Annotated in this window: 14 protein-coding genes and 1 pseudogene; 6 read left to right on the top strand and 9 right to left on the bottom strand. The window is 62.4% G+C overall.

Translation table 11 applies throughout. The features are described from left to right. The first annotated feature begins 47 nt into the window (after positions 1-47). A complete protein-coding gene (locus TV39_RS09610) occupies positions 48-746 on the top strand; it encodes a substrate-binding domain-containing protein (protein ID WP_043480988.1) in 699 nt (232 codons plus the stop codon). A 288-nt stretch (positions 747-1,034) separates the two neighbouring features. On the opposite strand, the gene TV39_RS22260 is transcribed toward TV39_RS09610, so the two are convergent. The 3 genes from TV39_RS22260 to TV39_RS09600 form a co-directional block, all read right to left on the bottom strand. Further along, a complete protein-coding gene (locus TV39_RS22260) occupies positions 1,035-1,247 on the bottom strand; it encodes an SDR family NAD(P)-dependent oxidoreductase (protein ID WP_160292499.1) in 213 nt (70 codons plus the stop codon). Between the two features lie 668 nt (positions 1,248-1,915). After that, the gene (locus TV39_RS21705) at positions 1,916-2,488 is read right to left on the bottom strand and encodes a GNAT family N-acetyltransferase (protein ID WP_082049646.1); all 573 of its coding nucleotides are present in this window, start codon (positions 2,486-2,488) and stop codon (positions 1,916-1,918) included. 101 nt (positions 2,489-2,589) lie between these two features. Next, the gene (locus TV39_RS09600; RefSeq protein WP_043480983.1) at positions 2,590-3,066 is read right to left on the bottom strand and encodes a winged helix-turn-helix transcriptional regulator; all 477 of its coding nucleotides are present in this window, start codon (positions 3,064-3,066) and stop codon (positions 2,590-2,592) included. 127 nt (positions 3,067-3,193) lie between these two features. Here TV39_RS09600 and TV39_RS09595 point away from each other — a divergent pair, with 127 nt between their 5' ends. Beyond that, positions 3,194-3,910 (top strand): SDR family oxidoreductase, encoded by a 717-nt coding sequence (locus TV39_RS09595; protein ID WP_043480982.1) that lies wholly within the window; start codon positions 3,194-3,196, stop codon positions 3,908-3,910. A 47-nt stretch (positions 3,911-3,957) separates the two neighbouring features. After that, positions 3,958-4,482, top strand: coding sequence for a PaaI family thioesterase (locus TV39_RS09590; RefSeq protein WP_200890992.1), 525 nt, complete (start codon positions 3,958-3,960; stop codon positions 4,480-4,482). 306 nt (positions 4,483-4,788) lie between these two features. Here the strand turns inward: TV39_RS09590 and TV39_RS09585 are convergent, their stop codons facing one another. From TV39_RS09585 to istA, 4 genes and pseudogenes are all read right to left on the bottom strand, one after another. Continuing rightward, positions 4,789-5,010: a hypothetical protein gene (locus TV39_RS09585; RefSeq protein WP_043480981.1), complete on the bottom strand. Its 222-nt coding sequence runs from the start codon at positions 5,008-5,010 to the stop codon at positions 4,789-4,791. A gap of 195 nt (positions 5,011-5,205) precedes the next feature. Further along, positions 5,206-5,613 carry a large conductance mechanosensitive channel protein MscL gene (gene mscL, locus TV39_RS09580; protein WP_043480980.1) on the bottom strand — a complete coding sequence of 136 codons (408 nt, stop codon included), beginning with the start codon at positions 5,611-5,613 and terminating at the stop codon, positions 5,206-5,208. Positions 5,614-5,787: 174 nt separating this feature from the next. Continuing rightward, positions 5,788-6,579, bottom strand: a pseudogene (gene istB / locus TV39_RS09575) (IS21-like element helper ATPase IstB); the annotation flags it as partial. Then, a complete protein-coding gene (gene istA / locus TV39_RS09570) occupies positions 6,576-8,252 on the bottom strand; it encodes an IS21 family transposase (RefSeq protein ID WP_043480979.1) in 1,677 nt (558 codons plus the stop codon). The gene istA and the pseudogene istB, both read right to left, overlap by 4 nt. A gap of 214 nt (positions 8,253-8,466) precedes the next feature. Between istA and TV39_RS09565 the strand changes: the two genes are divergently transcribed. From TV39_RS09565 to TV39_RS21695, 3 genes are all read left to right on the top strand, one after another. Further along, on the top strand, positions 8,467-9,390 hold the full coding sequence (locus tag TV39_RS09565; RefSeq protein ID WP_235347331.1) for a TDT family transporter: 924 nt from the start codon (positions 8,467-8,469) through the stop codon (positions 9,388-9,390). Positions 9,391-10,385: 995 nt separating this feature from the next. Further along, positions 10,386-11,006 (top strand): helix-turn-helix domain-containing protein, encoded by a 621-nt coding sequence (locus TV39_RS21700; protein ID WP_144406379.1) that lies wholly within the window; start codon positions 10,386-10,388, stop codon positions 11,004-11,006. A gap of 580 nt (positions 11,007-11,586) precedes the next feature. Further along, entirely contained in the window at positions 11,587-11,946 is a 360-nt protein-coding gene (locus tag TV39_RS21695) for a glycosyltransferase family 2 protein (RefSeq protein WP_235347330.1), read from the top strand. Positions 11,947-12,151: 205 nt separating this feature from the next. Here the strand turns inward: TV39_RS21695 and TV39_RS09550 are convergent, their stop codons facing one another. Continuing rightward, positions 12,152-13,096 carry an alpha/beta fold hydrolase gene (locus TV39_RS09550; RefSeq protein WP_082049644.1) on the bottom strand — a complete coding sequence of 315 codons (945 nt, stop codon included), beginning with the start codon at positions 13,094-13,096 and terminating at the stop codon, positions 12,152-12,154. Between the two features lie 26 nt (positions 13,097-13,122). After that, positions 13,123-14,202, bottom strand: a complete 1,080-nt coding sequence (locus TV39_RS09545) for an alpha/beta hydrolase (protein WP_235347329.1) — start codon at positions 14,200-14,202, stop codon at positions 13,123-13,125. Between the last annotated feature and the right edge of the window lie 128 nt (positions 14,203-14,330).

The following is a 14,330-nucleotide window of genomic DNA, read 5'->3' as shown; positions in this document are numbered from 1 at the left end:
CCAGCATCTGCTGCCGAAGTAGACGCCGAGAATTTCGAGGATGCCGCATGAGGGCGATCTCGTCGATGGCCACCCGCCACGTTCTCGCCGACCTCGCTGAAGCTGCCGCCGGGGCCGGGCTACCTCTTCTGCAGCTCGAATCCGTAGGCGGAGTGAACGCCGCCCAGCGGGTGACCGCCGGCGAGCCGTTCGACCTTGTGTTCCTTGCCGAGGACGCTCTCCAACGCCTCGCTGCCGAGGGGCACGTCGATCCGGCATCCATCGCCCCGATCGTACTGTCGGAGGTCGCCGTAGGCGTGGCCGCACGCAGCGCCGATGCAGCCACATGTTCCAAAGGCACGGCCTTTGCGAATGCCGACGAGCTTCGCGGCGCCCTGCGCGCGGCATCCCGCATCGGATATTCCACCGGACCGAGCGGCACCGAGCTATTGCGAATGATCGACCACTGGGGCATGAGCGATGAGGTCAGCGACCGGCTTGTGCAGGCCCGTCCAGGCGTACCCGTGGCGCGCCTGCTCGCCGAGGGAGAGGTCGATCTCGGCCTGCAGCAGCTCAGCGAACTGGTCGGGCAACCCGGCGTGTGCATCCTCGGCGTTCTCCCGGCCGACTGCGCGATTATCACGGTCTTCGCGGGTGCTGTCGCGGCATCCTCCAACAACCCGGCTCGTGCTGCGGAGGTGTTGGCCTTCTTCCGCTCGGACCTCTCGGCATCGATCAAGTTGTCGCACAGTTTTCGCGCGCCCTGAGGCCCTGCCGTGACGGATTGACCGAGATACGGGTCCTGCAGACGCGGAGGAACCCGTCTTCGGCGACACCGCCGCCGTAGACCTTGACGTTCGCGGCCGGCCAGATTTTCCGCATGTTCGCCTCGCCTCACAGATCCGCACGTTCCGGCAGCAGGATTCGGCCGGCTCCATGATTGCGGAAGATGCTTTCCGGTAGAGAACGGGCAACTGCGCCACCACAGGGCAGGCAGGGACCGATTGGATTTCAGATGGACGTGAATCCGCCGTCGGCGTTGATAACGGATCCCGTCAGTGCGGAGGAGGCACATCCGTGAGAATGAATTCGGCTCTGCCCTCACGGGCCAATATTTCATTGACAATCCTCGGGACGCTGCTTCGGATATCGCCGATGGTGACCGCAGCACAGGAATCGACAAGTTTGCGGGCTATGGCTTCGCCGATTCCGGAAGCCCCACCCGTCACGACTGCGGATCTACCATTGAGCACCACACTGGACGGCATCAATGCTCCACATGAGCGTTGTCGTCGTGGTCCTCGTGACCGGCGGCGCGGCAGCGGCAATGCGGCCGTCACAGCAGGATAAAGGCACCCGAACGAAAGAGAGAGGTGGCGTACGCTGCCGGCATGAGGGCAATAAACCCGCATGGGCTTCCCCATTTGCCAGCTGACCTGGCACCAAAGAGCCAGGGGTCCTGGCGGTCATCAATGCGTCTTCGCCCCTTCCCAGCGGTGGTGCCAGAACTTTCAGCACGGGGCCAACGGTTATGCCGGCGGGCACGCCACACCGCCCCGCTGGGAACAGTGAGCCGGGAGGCCAGGGCCGGACAACATTCCGATGCCGCCGAGCATGATTTTGACCGCAGATTGCTCAGCGCCACCAAGGTTCCCAGTCAAATCGAACTACACCCAAACCGGACGATTCCTAAACTGGCTCCAGGACCGGAGTGGGCTGCCGCGGCGCACAACCGGGGACAATTCTCACAGGTTATCCACCGCTAATGCTGCCAGGGAGCTACCCCAACGGCTCCAATTTCCAGCCGTGGATAACCAGAATTTGCTCCAGCCGTGGAGCGCCCACAGTCGCCCTAGTGGGCAGGAAGCAAAGGCTTATCCCGACATGGTCAGGCTGACAGAAAGACCGCTATCGGCGTCCGGGCGAGACTAATAGATCAAGTCGGAGATGGACCATTTCCGCCCGTCGGCCGGACCTCTATTCCTGGCCCGGAATGGACCGGAGACGGTCCTCCATAGGGCTGGAGCCCTTTTGCAAAGCAGATCGACGTCGGGATGGCGTGCTCGTAGGGAGGATAGGTTGGTATCTGTGTGTATCCCAGTTTTTTATAGAGGGCTTCAGCTTCGGGCTGCTTACCCCCGGTTTGCAGGATAACGCGGCGGCCGCCGGCAATGGCGGCAATCCTTTCGAGTTCTGTCATGAGTGCGGTCGCAGCGCCCAGACCCCGGGCTTCAGGGTCTGTAATGACCCGCTTGACCTCCCAATCCCCATTTAACCGGCGAAGAGCGCCGTGCCCTATGGGTTCACCGACAGCAGTAAGTACCAGGACGTTGGCGATGAAGTCTTGCGGTGGCACCGAGAGGGCCTTCCTCGCAGCTTCGGAAAGATGAGGCTCTTCTTCGGTAGCGTACCTGGCGAGAAGCTCGTCGGTTAACAGACCCCGCAGACGGGCTGCTCTGGGGTCTTCAAAGTCAACTATTTCCAGTGTCAGCGCCGGACTGCCGAACATTTATCTCCTCTTGACGTATCTCTTGTTGGTATCCCACGGTTCGTGCGTCCGCTACAGCGGACGACCGCGGGGTGTTCCGTCGTCGCCCTGCAGATTTGTCGTTACTGGTCCACCGGGACCGTGTCGGCCGAAGACACCAGCGGTCCCAGCATCAGACTGCCCACTCTGAATTCCTCGCCGCATTCCGCGCAGGTCAGCACCGGTTTCAGATCCGCCCCGCAACTGTGCCGGTAGGAGGCGCGGGGTGTCTCGTCGCGCATCCAGGTGCTGCTCCATGCCGCGAGTGAGATGAGGATGGGAGCAACTTCGGCCCCGGACGTTGTGAGGTGGTACTCAAAGCGCGGGGGGCGCTCGGAATATTGGACGCGCTCAATAACGCCCTCGCTTTCCAGTGTCCGCAGCCGGCCCGTCAGTATGTCGCGGGACGCGCCTGTATTTCGGGCTATCTGGTCGAACCGATGAACGCCCAAGGACATCTCCCGAAGCGCCAGCAGCGCCCACCGCTCGCCCAGGACCTCAAGCCCTGCTGCGATGAAGCACGCCCTGGGCGCATCCCTGGCCGTATCGGTTGGTGTCATGACTTACCTGCTTTCAGTGCTTTCTATAAGCATACAAGCTAGTTGGAAAATCCAACCGACTCAGCTAACCTGACTTTCGAAGGCTGCTGCAACCGCGTCGCCGCCCTGTCTGAGATCAGGAGAATTCATGCCACAGCTGTCTGGTTCCGTCGTCCTTGTTACGGGCGCGAATGGAGGGCTCGGCCGCGAGTTCGTGGAACAGTCCCTCGCCCGCGGCGCTGCGAAGGTCTACGCGACAACCCGCCGTCCCCGGGAGTGGCACGATGCCCGGATCGTCCCTCTCGTTCTGGATGTCACCGACCCCAACTCGATCCGTGCCGCCGTGGCGCAGGCTCCTGACGTTACGGTTCTCATTAATAACGCGGGCATTGCCGTGGAATCGGACGCACTCCTTTCACTGTCCAACGAGGAAATCAGAAACGTGATGGAGACCAATTTCTTCGGACCGGTCGCCCTGACCAAGGCATTCGCGCCGGTGCTCGCGGCCAGCCGGACGTCAGCGGTCCTCAACATCCACTCGGCGCTCAGCTGGATCGCGCTCACCGGCGCCTACAGCTCATCAAAGGCCGCTCTGTGGTCGGCGACCAACTCCTTCCGGATGGAACTGACTCCCCAAGGCACGCACGTCACAGGCGTACATGTCGCCTACATCGACACGGCCATGGCTGAAGGTGTGGATGCCCCGAAAACCACCCCCGAGGACGTCGTTCGGAAGTCGTTCGATGGGCTCGAGCAGGGAGATTACGAGGTCATCGTGGATGACATCACCGCCGGCGTGAAGCTTGGCCTCTCCGGTGCGATCTTGGATCTTTACCCTGCCCTGGCAGCTAACGCCCGGGCATGACCGCGGCAACCTTCGAAGGCATCCAAAAATCTAGGAAGAAAGCACCCGTGTCAACAACTACCTCCGCAGAGCGCTCTGAAACCTTCACCTGGATGGACCCGGCAATCGCGCTCGAACAGCTGCCACGACTGTCGGGGCTCGACTACTTTTCCGGCCTCCGCGACGGCAGTATAGCGCCGCCGCCGATCGCATCCCTGATGAAGTTCGATCTCGTCGAAGCTAAACATGGGCACGTCGAATTCGAGTGCCGGCCAAGTGAAGCCCACTACAACCCCCTTGGAATGGTCCACGGCGGCCTGGCCTGCACTCTCCTTGACACGGCCCTCGGCTGCGCAGCACATACCACCTTGGCAGCAGGTCTCGGCTACACCTCCATCGACCTGGCGGTGAAATACCTACGGCCCGTCACGCTCCGGAAGGGCGCCCTTCGAGCAGAGGGGTCAGTGGTAAAAGCCGGTTCGCGGCTGATTTTCACCGAGGGCCGCCTCTGCACCACCGAAGGTGAACTCCTCGCCACCGCCACAAGCACACTCCTCGTCTTTCCCCACCAACCAGAGGTGCTGACACCATGACACATAGTGCCATGATTGTGTCAAGTATTTTTGGCCCCAGAGGGGCGATTGAAAGTGGCCCCAGGTTCACGGGACGTTGTTGTGGCTCTCGGGCTCGCGGGACGGTTTTCGCACCGGTTGGCTAAGGGTTCCTGTATCGCCCGGGGGAACGGCAGATGCCGGTCGGGGGTATGGAGTCGGGGCGCCGTCGTTGCTAGCATGTCAGATCTCTTGAGTGGGAGAAATCCATTCTGGAATGGAAAAGGTCCGACCTGGCGTGCGCCGGGCCGGACCTTTTCAGTGAGACGCGCTAACAGTCCAGACCCACTACCCGACCTTGCCGGAGAGTGCGACCAGTACACCTGCCGTAGCGAAGTATTTATTGCTTCCCAGATCGCGGATGGTTTTGATTCCCATACCGGCAAGCAGTTCGTCGTGCTTTTCGGTCAGGCCGGCAAGAGTCGAGGGCGGGGCCGACAGGACCTCGTCCAGAGTCGAGTTCTCGTAGGCCTTGTCCAATGCCTTGCCCAATTCAATCGAAACAGCCACTTTTCATGTCCTTTCATCGATGACGGAAAACAAGCACAGCCAGCCTGCGGCTGCACGAACGCCGGGATTTATCCCTGCGCCGCTGGGAGACACGCTATCGGAGCATCGCTCTGCGGAACGTAAGCGTGCCGAAGCGATTGGGCGGCGGTTTAGCCCTGAAAGCGGATTTTGGTGGGTTTGGGTCCGCCGACTTGATTAGGCCCTGCGGTCTTGCCGTAGGGAATCCCGGATTTCCGTGAGCAGGGCAATCTGGGGGTCTTCGGCCGCTTCTTCCTTGACGTCCGGGTTGATGCCGAGGCGCCGGTTGCGGCGCTCGATCATGTGGTTCATGGGCACGACGATGACGAAGTAAATGGCTGCCGCCACGAGCACGAAGTTAACAATTGCTGTGAGCAGGACACCGAATTTAATGTCGTTTCCGTTGAGGGTCACGACGGCGAAGCTATCGAAGTTCGGAGATCCGACCAAGGCCGCGATGAACGGCATGAGAACGCTCTGGACTAGGGCCGTGACTACGGCACCAAAGGCGGTACCAATCACGACGGCGACGGCAAGGTCTACGACGTTGCCCTTCATGATGAAATTCTTGAATCCGGTCAACATAGGGATCAAACTACCCCACGCGGACGCCGTATCGGATACTTTTGGGGAAAGTTTCGTGGTGAGTTATCCAGTGCCTGCCGGCGCCCGTGGCATGAGGTCGGATTCACCTCTGCGGGGACCTCGGGTTCCTGCAGCGGGGTTGTTCGCCTGTTCCGAACTTTTACGCGCGATGCCATGGGCCAGGCGATAGGAGTCGGTGCCGGTTTCGATGATGGTGCCCTTGAAGGTGAGGCGGTCCACGATGGCTGCACAGAGGCGCGGGTCGGTGAAGGTTTTGGTCCAGCCGGAGAATGACTCGTTCGAGGCGATCGCGATGGAATTCATTTCCTCGCGTTCGGTGAGGACCTGGAACAGTAGTTCGGCGCCCCGCCGGTCCAGTTCCATGTAACCAAGCTCGTCGATGCAGAGCAGGTCCACCCGGCCGTACCGGGCGATGGTCTTGGCCAGGACCTTCTCGTCGGCGGCTTCGACAAGTTCGTTTACGAGCCGGGTGGCGAGGGTGTATTTGACTCGGTAGCCCTTCTCTGCGGCGGCGGTGCCGAGTCCGATGAGCAGGTGGGATTTGCCGGTCCCGGAGTCCCCAATCAGGCAGAGGGGTTGTCCTTTGCGGATCCATTCCCCGGTGGCCAGGGTGTGGATGGTGGCGGGGTTGATGTTCGGGTTCGCGTCGAAGTCAAAGTCCCCGAGCCACTTGTCCCGGGGAAAGTTCGCGGCTTTCACGCGCCGGATCGAGGAGCGCCGGTCCCTGTCGTCGCACTCGGCCAGCAGCAATTCGGCCAGGAAGCCTTGGTAGGAGAGTTGTTCCTTCCCCGCGACGGCGAGGGCTTCATCGAGGACTGCCCGGATGGTGGGCAGGCGCAGCCGGCGGCAGGCCTGGTTCACGGCGGCAACCGCTGCCTGTTCGGTCAGGCCTCGCCGCCGGCGCAAGGCCGGGGTGATGGTGGTCGCCGGTGCGGTGGGGCTCATGAGATGTTCTCCTTTGACGCGGTTCCTGCGGGGTGTTCCGAACGTTTGGCCAGCAGCTCGTCATAGGCGCGGACCGACGGCAGGGGCCGGCTATCAGGTGGCAGCCCGGCGATGACGGCGACGGGGTCCATGAGGCGGCGCTGGGTGAGACTGACAACCCGTTGCACCTTCTCTTCAGCATGAACACCGGGATGACGGTCCGAACTGGCCCCACCCCGGCAGGATGTCGTGGCGTGTCTGCGGGCTTCGACCGCGACGACGTCGGCGCTGACCGCGCCCACTACGAGGGCCGCGGTGATGCCTGCGTGGATGTCGCAGGCGTCCATGGACCGGTGGAGGAGCAGGATGTCGATGAGTTCACGGGTCCCGTCGGCGTCGCCGTTGACCCGGCGGGAGGCGGCCCAGAATGCCTCGTGCGCGCTGCTGAACGTCCCGGACTCTCTCGCCCGGGCCAAAGCGGTGGAGCCTGGAAGGGCGCCGGGCTTGGTTTTGAGGACCTCGAGATAGTGGTCCAGCTGGACCGACTGTCCGGACCGGGCGGCGAGCCGCTGATGCCTGGCGACCACGGTGCGGCCATCGAACACCACGACCTCGGACGCCCGCAATGAGACCCGGACTCTCCGGCCGATGAACCGGGCCGGGACGGAATACTTCACCATCCGGACGGTGACCATCGAGGACCTGTCGACCCTCGGGTTCAGCGCCAGACCCGGATCAAATTCCTCTGCCGGCAACCTGGCCAGGAACGGCCGTTCGATCTCGAAGTCCTGGCCTATGGTGCGGATCCTGTCATTGATCCTCCTGTCCTCGTCCTGGGCTTCCCATTTGCGGATCCGGTCGTTGAGCTCGTCCAGGGAGTCAGCAACCGGCATCGGTGAAAGCCGGTTGCGGCGGAACCAGCCCACCTCACCTTCAACGCCGCCCTTTTCGTGGGCCCCGGCGATGCCGGGCTGGCAATAGAAGGGGTCGAAGCCGTAGTGGGAACGGAACAACACCCATCTGTCGTTCTCCCGGCGCTGCCGGCCCTGACCGAACACCACAGCGGTGACAGCACTGGTGAGGTTGTCATAGCGGATGTGTTTAGTCGGGATGCCGCCCAGAACCTTGAAGGCCTCGATGTGCCCTTCAAGGAAGGCCTCCTGGGCCTGGGTCGGGTAGATCCGATGGATGGCCCTGCCCGAATGCGATAACCGGAAAATGAACAGGTGACACTTCGTCTTCACCCCGTTCAGCACGACATAGACCTCGCCGAAGTCCACCTCAGCCTCAGCACCCGGAGCGTGTTGCTGAGGAACGAACACCTCAACCCGGCGGCCGGCCTCCACATCAATCTGGGCCCGACGGACCCTTACGTAATCACGGACCGTCGAATACGACAGCTCCTGCGCTCCGTGCTCTTCTATGAGCCGGGCCAAAATCCTGCGTGCAGTATGGCGCTGCTTCCGCGGCGCCGTCGTGTCCTCGATCAGCATCGCATCGATCGCGCCCTTAAAAGGCTCCAGCCTCCAGGACACGCCTTGCCTCTGTTTACGCTCCGGAGGGGCAGCCGAATCCAGTGCCTGCCTTACCGTTCGCCTGTGAACCCCGTACCGGACCGCCAACGCACGAACCGACAGGCCCTCAACCCGGGCGTCCCTTCGAATCCGCGCGAACAACTCCACTCTCGACTCCATCCAGACCAGCCTTCCGCCGCATCCATCCAGTGATGAATCCAACGTTGAAGGTGGGGCCACAAATAACCGCCACAGGTGCCCGGCGAGTCATGAAGGGGGGCCAGAAATAACCGTCCTGCCGGGGCCATATAAACCTGTCACAGCCAGTGCCACCGCTATCGCACTGGCGCCCGCCACCCAGGATCCAGTTCTGCCGCCGGCCACCGCTTCAGGAATGCATGAGTTGAGCCGCTTCGGCATTCCCTTGGGGCTTGCCGGTCTGGGTGGCGGCTGGTCCGCTGCGAGGAGCTCTCTCGTATCCCCCGTCTGGCCGGAGGAAATTCTCTACGGAGCGGCCACCGCCCTGTGGCTGGTCCTGACCGTCCGGTACGTGTTCCGGGGCCTGCGGCGGAAAGGAACATTCCGTGCTGATCTAAAGCACGAGGTGGCAGGGCCTTTCGCCTCCTTTATTCCACTCGTCGGGATCCTGCTTTCCTCCCACTACAGCCAATATTTACCGGCCTGGGGTGCCTGGCTGTGTGTGGCGTCCATCTCCGCGCTGGTCATCGTCGCCGCACAACTTCTCGCACACTGGGTTACCGGCGGGGTATCGATGCAGTCCATCCATCCCGGCTACCTGCTGCCTGTCGTTGCCGGGTCCTTCGTAGCGAGCATCGGATTTTCAAGCCTCCACCTCCACGGTGCGGCCATGGCTGCGTTCGGCGTCGGCGTGTTCTTTTGGCTTGTCGTGGGCACCGTCGTCACCGTCCGGCTCATGACCGGAGGCGCGCTGGCACCAGCAGCCAAGACCGGACTGTCCGCATACCTGGCTGCGCCTGCAACGGCCAACATCGCTTGGATGGTGTCACACCCCGGACCCGTGGGGACCATGCAACTCGGGCTCACCGGCGTGCTGGCAATGATGGCGCTAATGCAGGTCATGCTCCTCCCCCAATATCGCAAGCTTCCCTTCTCACCAGCGTTCTGGGTGTTCACGTTCCCCGTGGGCGCGACCACCAACTACGCCATCCGCTGGCTTGCCGCAACCAGCCTCCCCGGTCGGGAAATTTACGCCTGGACGATACTCGGGCTCGCAACAGCCTTCACCCTAGCCATTGCTGCCCGCACCGCAACGACGGCAGTTGCCCGCGCATTGTGAAACGAGTCGGACGAGGAAAACAGAAGGCGGGCTGAAGCTGCTGCTGCCTGAACAATTCCGCGAAAACCGCAACGGAGACTAGAAAGTCGGGCTTAAGAACCTGACATCGGCTAGGGACAGCGACCGTTTGGCGTGCGGATGTAGCACATCCCAACCTGACGTCAGGCAGGCCCACACTGCCCCACGGCCACTCCAATAAAGCTGACATAATTGTGGACAATGTCCATACCTTCTTTGGCAGGACAAACTCCTCTCCACTCTGCCCCTGCGCAACAAAAGCGGCCTCCAAGACCATTCCGCGTCACAGAGGCTTCGTCATGTCGTTCCCCTACCCGAAAGCCATGAACAGGTGTCGGCCACCCCGACCAACCCGACAAAACCGGAACGAGGAAACCCCCCAAGCACCAGGACACGGCAGGCGGAGCACCCACCAGCCAGGGCACTGAGCCCGCCGCCCCCCACACCTAAATAGGCCCAGCGCGGCGGCCAGGCCACAACCCGCGGACCAACCCGTCAGAGCGAGGCGACCACAGGCTTTGTCCACACATTAAAGGCAAACACCCCTCTGACGAGGGGTCATGCGTGCCCGAGGTGTGACTCGAACTGCATTCCAACCCCTGCAAATATTGGGCTCCCGCGGAAACATGCGGAATCCGGCCCGATCCGACCGCAGTACGGCCCAGTCTGAAGCCCAGGGTGTGCACATTGTGCACACCCCCTTTTTGCTCTGCGGCAGCACACAGGCACACGCTAGCGACCACCGGACGACCACGACGAGCCACCGGTACCGACGCGGCCGAGCCACGACATTCGGCCACCAATCGAGGGACCAGACACATAACGCGCCCCCTTCCATCCTCCGGCGATTTCCTACGTAGCTCATGGGGCATTGGACGACACAGGACAGGACCGCCCCCGGCCGAACACGAAGCCTCCCAGCAATGATGCTCATGTCACCATTCGGTGACATACTGGATATAGCACAGGAGGATGCCATGACATTTGAAGCCAGCATCGACTCGCCCGCAGCAGCGGGCGCCATCATCCGCGCCCGCCGCACGGCCCGCGGGCTGTCCCAGCAAACCCTTGCCGACATGGCCGGAGTGTCACGGAAGTTCATCATCGATCTGGAAGCCGGCCACGACCGCGCCGAACTCGGCAAAACCCTGGCCGTCATGGCCGCTCTCGGCCTGTCCTTGGTCGCCACAGATCCAATCCCCCGCGGCAGCGACTTCGACCCGGCACGGCGAGACTACGCGACAACCTTCACCCGACTCATCGCCGAACGGGACTTTGAGTTCGCCATCAAAATGCTCGCCGACTACGCCACGGCATCCCTCACCGCCGGCATGCCGCTGCTCCAGCGCAGCCCCCGCCTCAAAGACCCGCGCTGGTTAGCGGCCCTCGCCGGAATCACCAACTACACCGCACACCGCCTCGGCCAACCAGCGCCATCCTGGACCCGACGGATCAAGCCCCTTGATGCGGCGTGGATGCCGGCAGAGTCCTACCGCAGCATCCGTACGCCCATGAAGGAACTCACCCGCACCGAGACACCGCCGGAACTCGCCGCGTTGAACGTCTTCATCCGCGAACGTAGCCTGGCCACCGCATGACCGGCGGGGAACTCACCGCCGCACAAATTCGGGCCCTCCTCCATGAACTTGGCAGGCGCCTGCAGGCCGCCGGTGCTCACGGCGACGTCAAGCTAGTCGGCGGTGCCGCACTCATCCTCCAGAGCATCGGCAACCGCCCCACCGCCGACATCGACGCCAGCTACGCCAACCCACACACCATCCACACCGTCGTCGCCGACATGGCCGCAGATTACGACCTCGCCCCGACTGGCTCAACACCAACGCCTCGGCTTTCGTCCCCGACAACGCCACCTGGGTCGACATCGAACAGCTCGACGGACTTACCATCCAGGCCGCCGACACCGAAACGCTCCTGGCCATGAAAATCGCCGCCGACGCCGTGAACCTCGCCTACGACAAATACGGCGAACACTCCATCCCACTCGCCGCACACTGGACGCCGACGCCCTGTCTGGGATTATCGAACAGATCAGCGCCGCCGGCTACGGCTTCGCCACCCTGGATGCGCTGCTGGGCAGCTAGCCCCCTCACCCGCAGCCGGTGGTACGTTCGCAGTCCACAGCGTTCGCCGCATTGCAGGTGCAAGTAGGCTCACCCCATGGCCACCGTCTCCATTGTCATCCCCAGTCGTAATGATGCCGTCATGCTGAAGAAATGCCTCACCCTCCTGTCCCTGCAGGCACGGCCCGCCGACGAGGGCATTGTTGTGGACAATGCGAGCGCGGATGAGACGGCGGATGTCTGCAGGGCGGCTGGTGTGAAACGTATCCCGGTGGATCTGCAAGGCATACCGGCCACAGCTGCTGCCGGCTTTGACGCGGCTGCCGGCGACATCATCGCCCGGCTGGATACTGACCACGGCCTCCGGCCGATTGGCTTGCGCGGGTGGAAGCCATTTTCCTGGTGTCGGGGCCGATGTCCGTTGTCACGGGACCCGGTGATCTGCGCCCGGAGATGACAGTCACCTACGATCGGACCCTCCGTGTCGGGGTCTCGTCGCGGCCGTTCGGGAACTGGTCATCGCTGAGGCGGCGCCTCGAGATGTCCCTTGTGACATTCAGGGTCAAGTTTAGGGAGAAACCGCCGCTAAAGCGCCGCTTGGGACGCATACACTGGTAGCGCGTGCATGGGGGGACCGCCGATGACGCGTGTTCCGATGCCGTTCAGCTATCCTTCCCGTAAAGGACCAGCAGGTCACGGCTGAACTGGTGTGGCGAAGTTTCACAGGGACTGTGCCCGCCGCGGTAGACGGCGATCCGGGCTCCGATCGCCTGCGCGAAACGCCGGTGCAGGTGCAAAGGCCATAAGTCATGCTCACCGACCGCAACGAACTTCGGGAGTGCGGCGTCGGCCAGGAGTTTCCTCAGGTCCGGTGCATTCTTCATCAGTCCATAGATGTCCCGGACAGAGGCCCGGCGGGTAAAACGGAAGCGGTAGTTGACGAACCGCCGGCGCCCCTTGGGAACCGGGACAAAGCCCCTGCGAATGCCCCAAATCAGCAGGGCTGCCCCGATCCGGTCATTGGCCCAGCTGCTGAAACGGCCGATCCGGCTGACGCCACGGAAGCTTTGCCCGGGCTCCGGCGGGCAGCTCAACAGGGTGAGGGTCTTGAACAGGTCCGGTCTCTTCGAAAAGGCGATTTGGGCAACAATGGCGGCGAAGGAGTAAGCCACTATGTGCACGGGTTTGCCGGCGGCCTCGATGACTGCAAGGAAATCCCCGGCAAAGAGTTCGTAGTCGTAACGCCGCTTTGGTGGAACCAGCTTCTCCGGCCCCGCTGCTGCTGACTCATACTGGCCGGCCAGGTCATAGCTCAGTACAAAAAAGCCCTCGCCGGCCAGGTCCGGCATCATGAGCGAGAAGTCTTCTTTCGAGCCAGTGGCGCCCGGAACCAGTACGATCCATGGATCGTCGGGGTCACCCATTGCCAAGGCCGCAAGTTGACCGCTGGGTACGGGGATGCGCATGGTCACGGAGCCAGCAGGCGGGATGGTCCAGTCTACGTCCCCCAGTTGGGCATCCCGCAGGGCAGCCGTATCAACCCTCGCGGAGCCATTCCCCTCTGGATCGACCCCGGACGGTTCCTGACCCTGCGTCTGCGCTGCCATGGTCCAAACATAGCCCGGACGGCTGTCTATGGTGCGGGGTCATGGTCAACAGGCTGCTGTGAGACATTCCGGACGAAAGCGCGCAGGCGCCGGTATACTTCCTGGGATTCCGGATAGCGGTAGTCCTGCTGCCATGTGTGTTCAGTATTGGCATTCGCCCAGGAGTAGATCAACATGTCTACTGGCACGGCGTCCTGTTGAAGCCGTTTAATGAAGTTCACGTTCGCCTCGTAAAAGAAGTCGCGCTCGGACGTAGTGACGAACACCGGTGGGAAGCGGCCGTCGAGCCACTCAATGGGAGACACGAAGCCGGCCGCGGCCCTTAACCGTTCCATGCCCGGGCCAGTGGAGAAGGCACTTTGCATCCAGCCCCTAGCCTTGCCGGCCGATGGCAGCAACATTCGGACGAAGTTCAGGCTGAGGACAAAGCCGCTCTTGAAAAACACAGAGAAATCAACCACGCTGCAGTGCTGAACCAGTCCCTTCAGGTGCTTCCCGGGGACAGCTGGCTTCAAGGAGTAATGCGCGGCGAGCTCAGGCCTGAAGATGGTAGCGGTGAGCAGAGCCGCGATCTGACCGCCGGCGGAGTCACCCCCTAAGATCACGCATTCCGGATCCCCGCCGTATTGGCCTATGTTCGCACTTACCCACGCCAAGGCCGCATTTGCATCCCTCAGAACATGGCCCATGTGGAAACGGGGAGGCTGACGGTAGTTGACGTTGACCACAACCATCCCGCCGAGCGCCTGGTTCGCGCAGTACTTGGTCAGGGCAGACTTGTCCCCGGACGTCCAGCCTCCGCCGTGGAAATAGACGTAGACAGGAAAGGACTTTTGATTCCCGGCTCTCCCCTCAGGGCTGTCCACAGCCGGAGCAGCAGGGGTGAGCACGTCCAGGTGGTGCGCCCGCACATTGTCGCCCAAGTAATTTATGTCGTGGACGTAGTCCACTTCCGTGATGGGTTCGCTGTTAAACCTCGTCCGCTCACGTGAGCGCACCGAGCGCATGAGGAGCCGCCATGTCCAGACCGGGACGCGGCGCACCGCTCCTCGCGCCCGGCGTGCCAGCGAGAAGGCATTTTCGGAATGGTGGACCGCAGTGGTCATCCAATAATGCTAGCCGGAAGACCAGAAATGCCGAACCTCGGCGGGCCCCGGGGGCCTTTCGTCTTTGTTGCCTGTTTCGCCCGCAGTATCTATTGGAGGGACACCGGTCCGCTGAAGGCCCTTCCTTG

This window comes from Arthrobacter sp. SPG23, from assembly GCF_000876655.1.
Taxonomy (GTDB): Bacteria; Actinomycetota; Actinomycetes; order Actinomycetales; family Micrococcaceae; genus Arthrobacter.
The sequence above is the reverse complement of the archived record's forward strand: the minus strand, read 5'-3'. Positions and strand labels throughout refer to the sequence as shown.

Excerpts from the sequence above, each read along its gene's own strand:
- TV39_RS21705 (WP_082049646.1), bottom strand. The coding sequence starts at position 2,488 with ATGTTCGGCAGTCCGGCGCTGACACTGGAAATAGTTGACTTTGAAGAC.
- TV39_RS09600 (WP_043480983.1), bottom strand. The coding sequence starts at position 3,066 with ATGACACCAACCGATACGGCCAGGGATGCGCCCAGGGCGTGCTTCATC.
- TV39_RS22260 (WP_160292499.1), bottom strand. The coding sequence starts at position 1,247 with ATGCCGTCCAGTGTGGTGCTCAATGGTAGATCCGCAGTCGTGACGGGT.
- TV39_RS21695 (WP_235347330.1), top strand. The coding sequence starts at position 11,587 with ATGGCCACCGTCTCCATTGTCATCCCCAGTCGTAATGATGCCGTCATG.
- TV39_RS09550 (WP_082049644.1), bottom strand. The coding sequence starts at position 13,096 with ATGGCAGCGCAGACGCAGGGTCAGGAACCGTCCGGGGTCGATCCAGAG.
- mscL (WP_043480980.1), bottom strand. The coding sequence starts at position 5,613 with ATGTTGACCGGATTCAAGAATTTCATCATGAAGGGCAACGTCGTAGAC.
- TV39_RS09565 (WP_235347331.1), top strand. The coding sequence starts at position 8,467 with ATGCATGAGTTGAGCCGCTTCGGCATTCCCTTGGGGCTTGCCGGTCTG.
- istA (WP_043480979.1), bottom strand. The coding sequence starts at position 8,252 with ATGGAGTCGAGAGTGGAGTTGTTCGCGCGGATTCGAAGGGACGCCCGG.
- TV39_RS09595 (WP_043480982.1), top strand. The coding sequence starts at position 3,194 with ATGCCACAGCTGTCTGGTTCCGTCGTCCTTGTTACGGGCGCGAATGGA.
- TV39_RS09610 (WP_043480988.1), top strand. The coding sequence starts at position 48 with ATGAGGGCGATCTCGTCGATGGCCACCCGCCACGTTCTCGCCGACCTC.
- TV39_RS09545 (WP_235347329.1), bottom strand. The coding sequence starts at position 14,202 with ATGACCACTGCGGTCCACCATTCCGAAAATGCCTTCTCGCTGGCACGC.
- TV39_RS21700 (WP_144406379.1), top strand. The coding sequence starts at position 10,386 with ATGACATTTGAAGCCAGCATCGACTCGCCCGCAGCAGCGGGCGCCATC.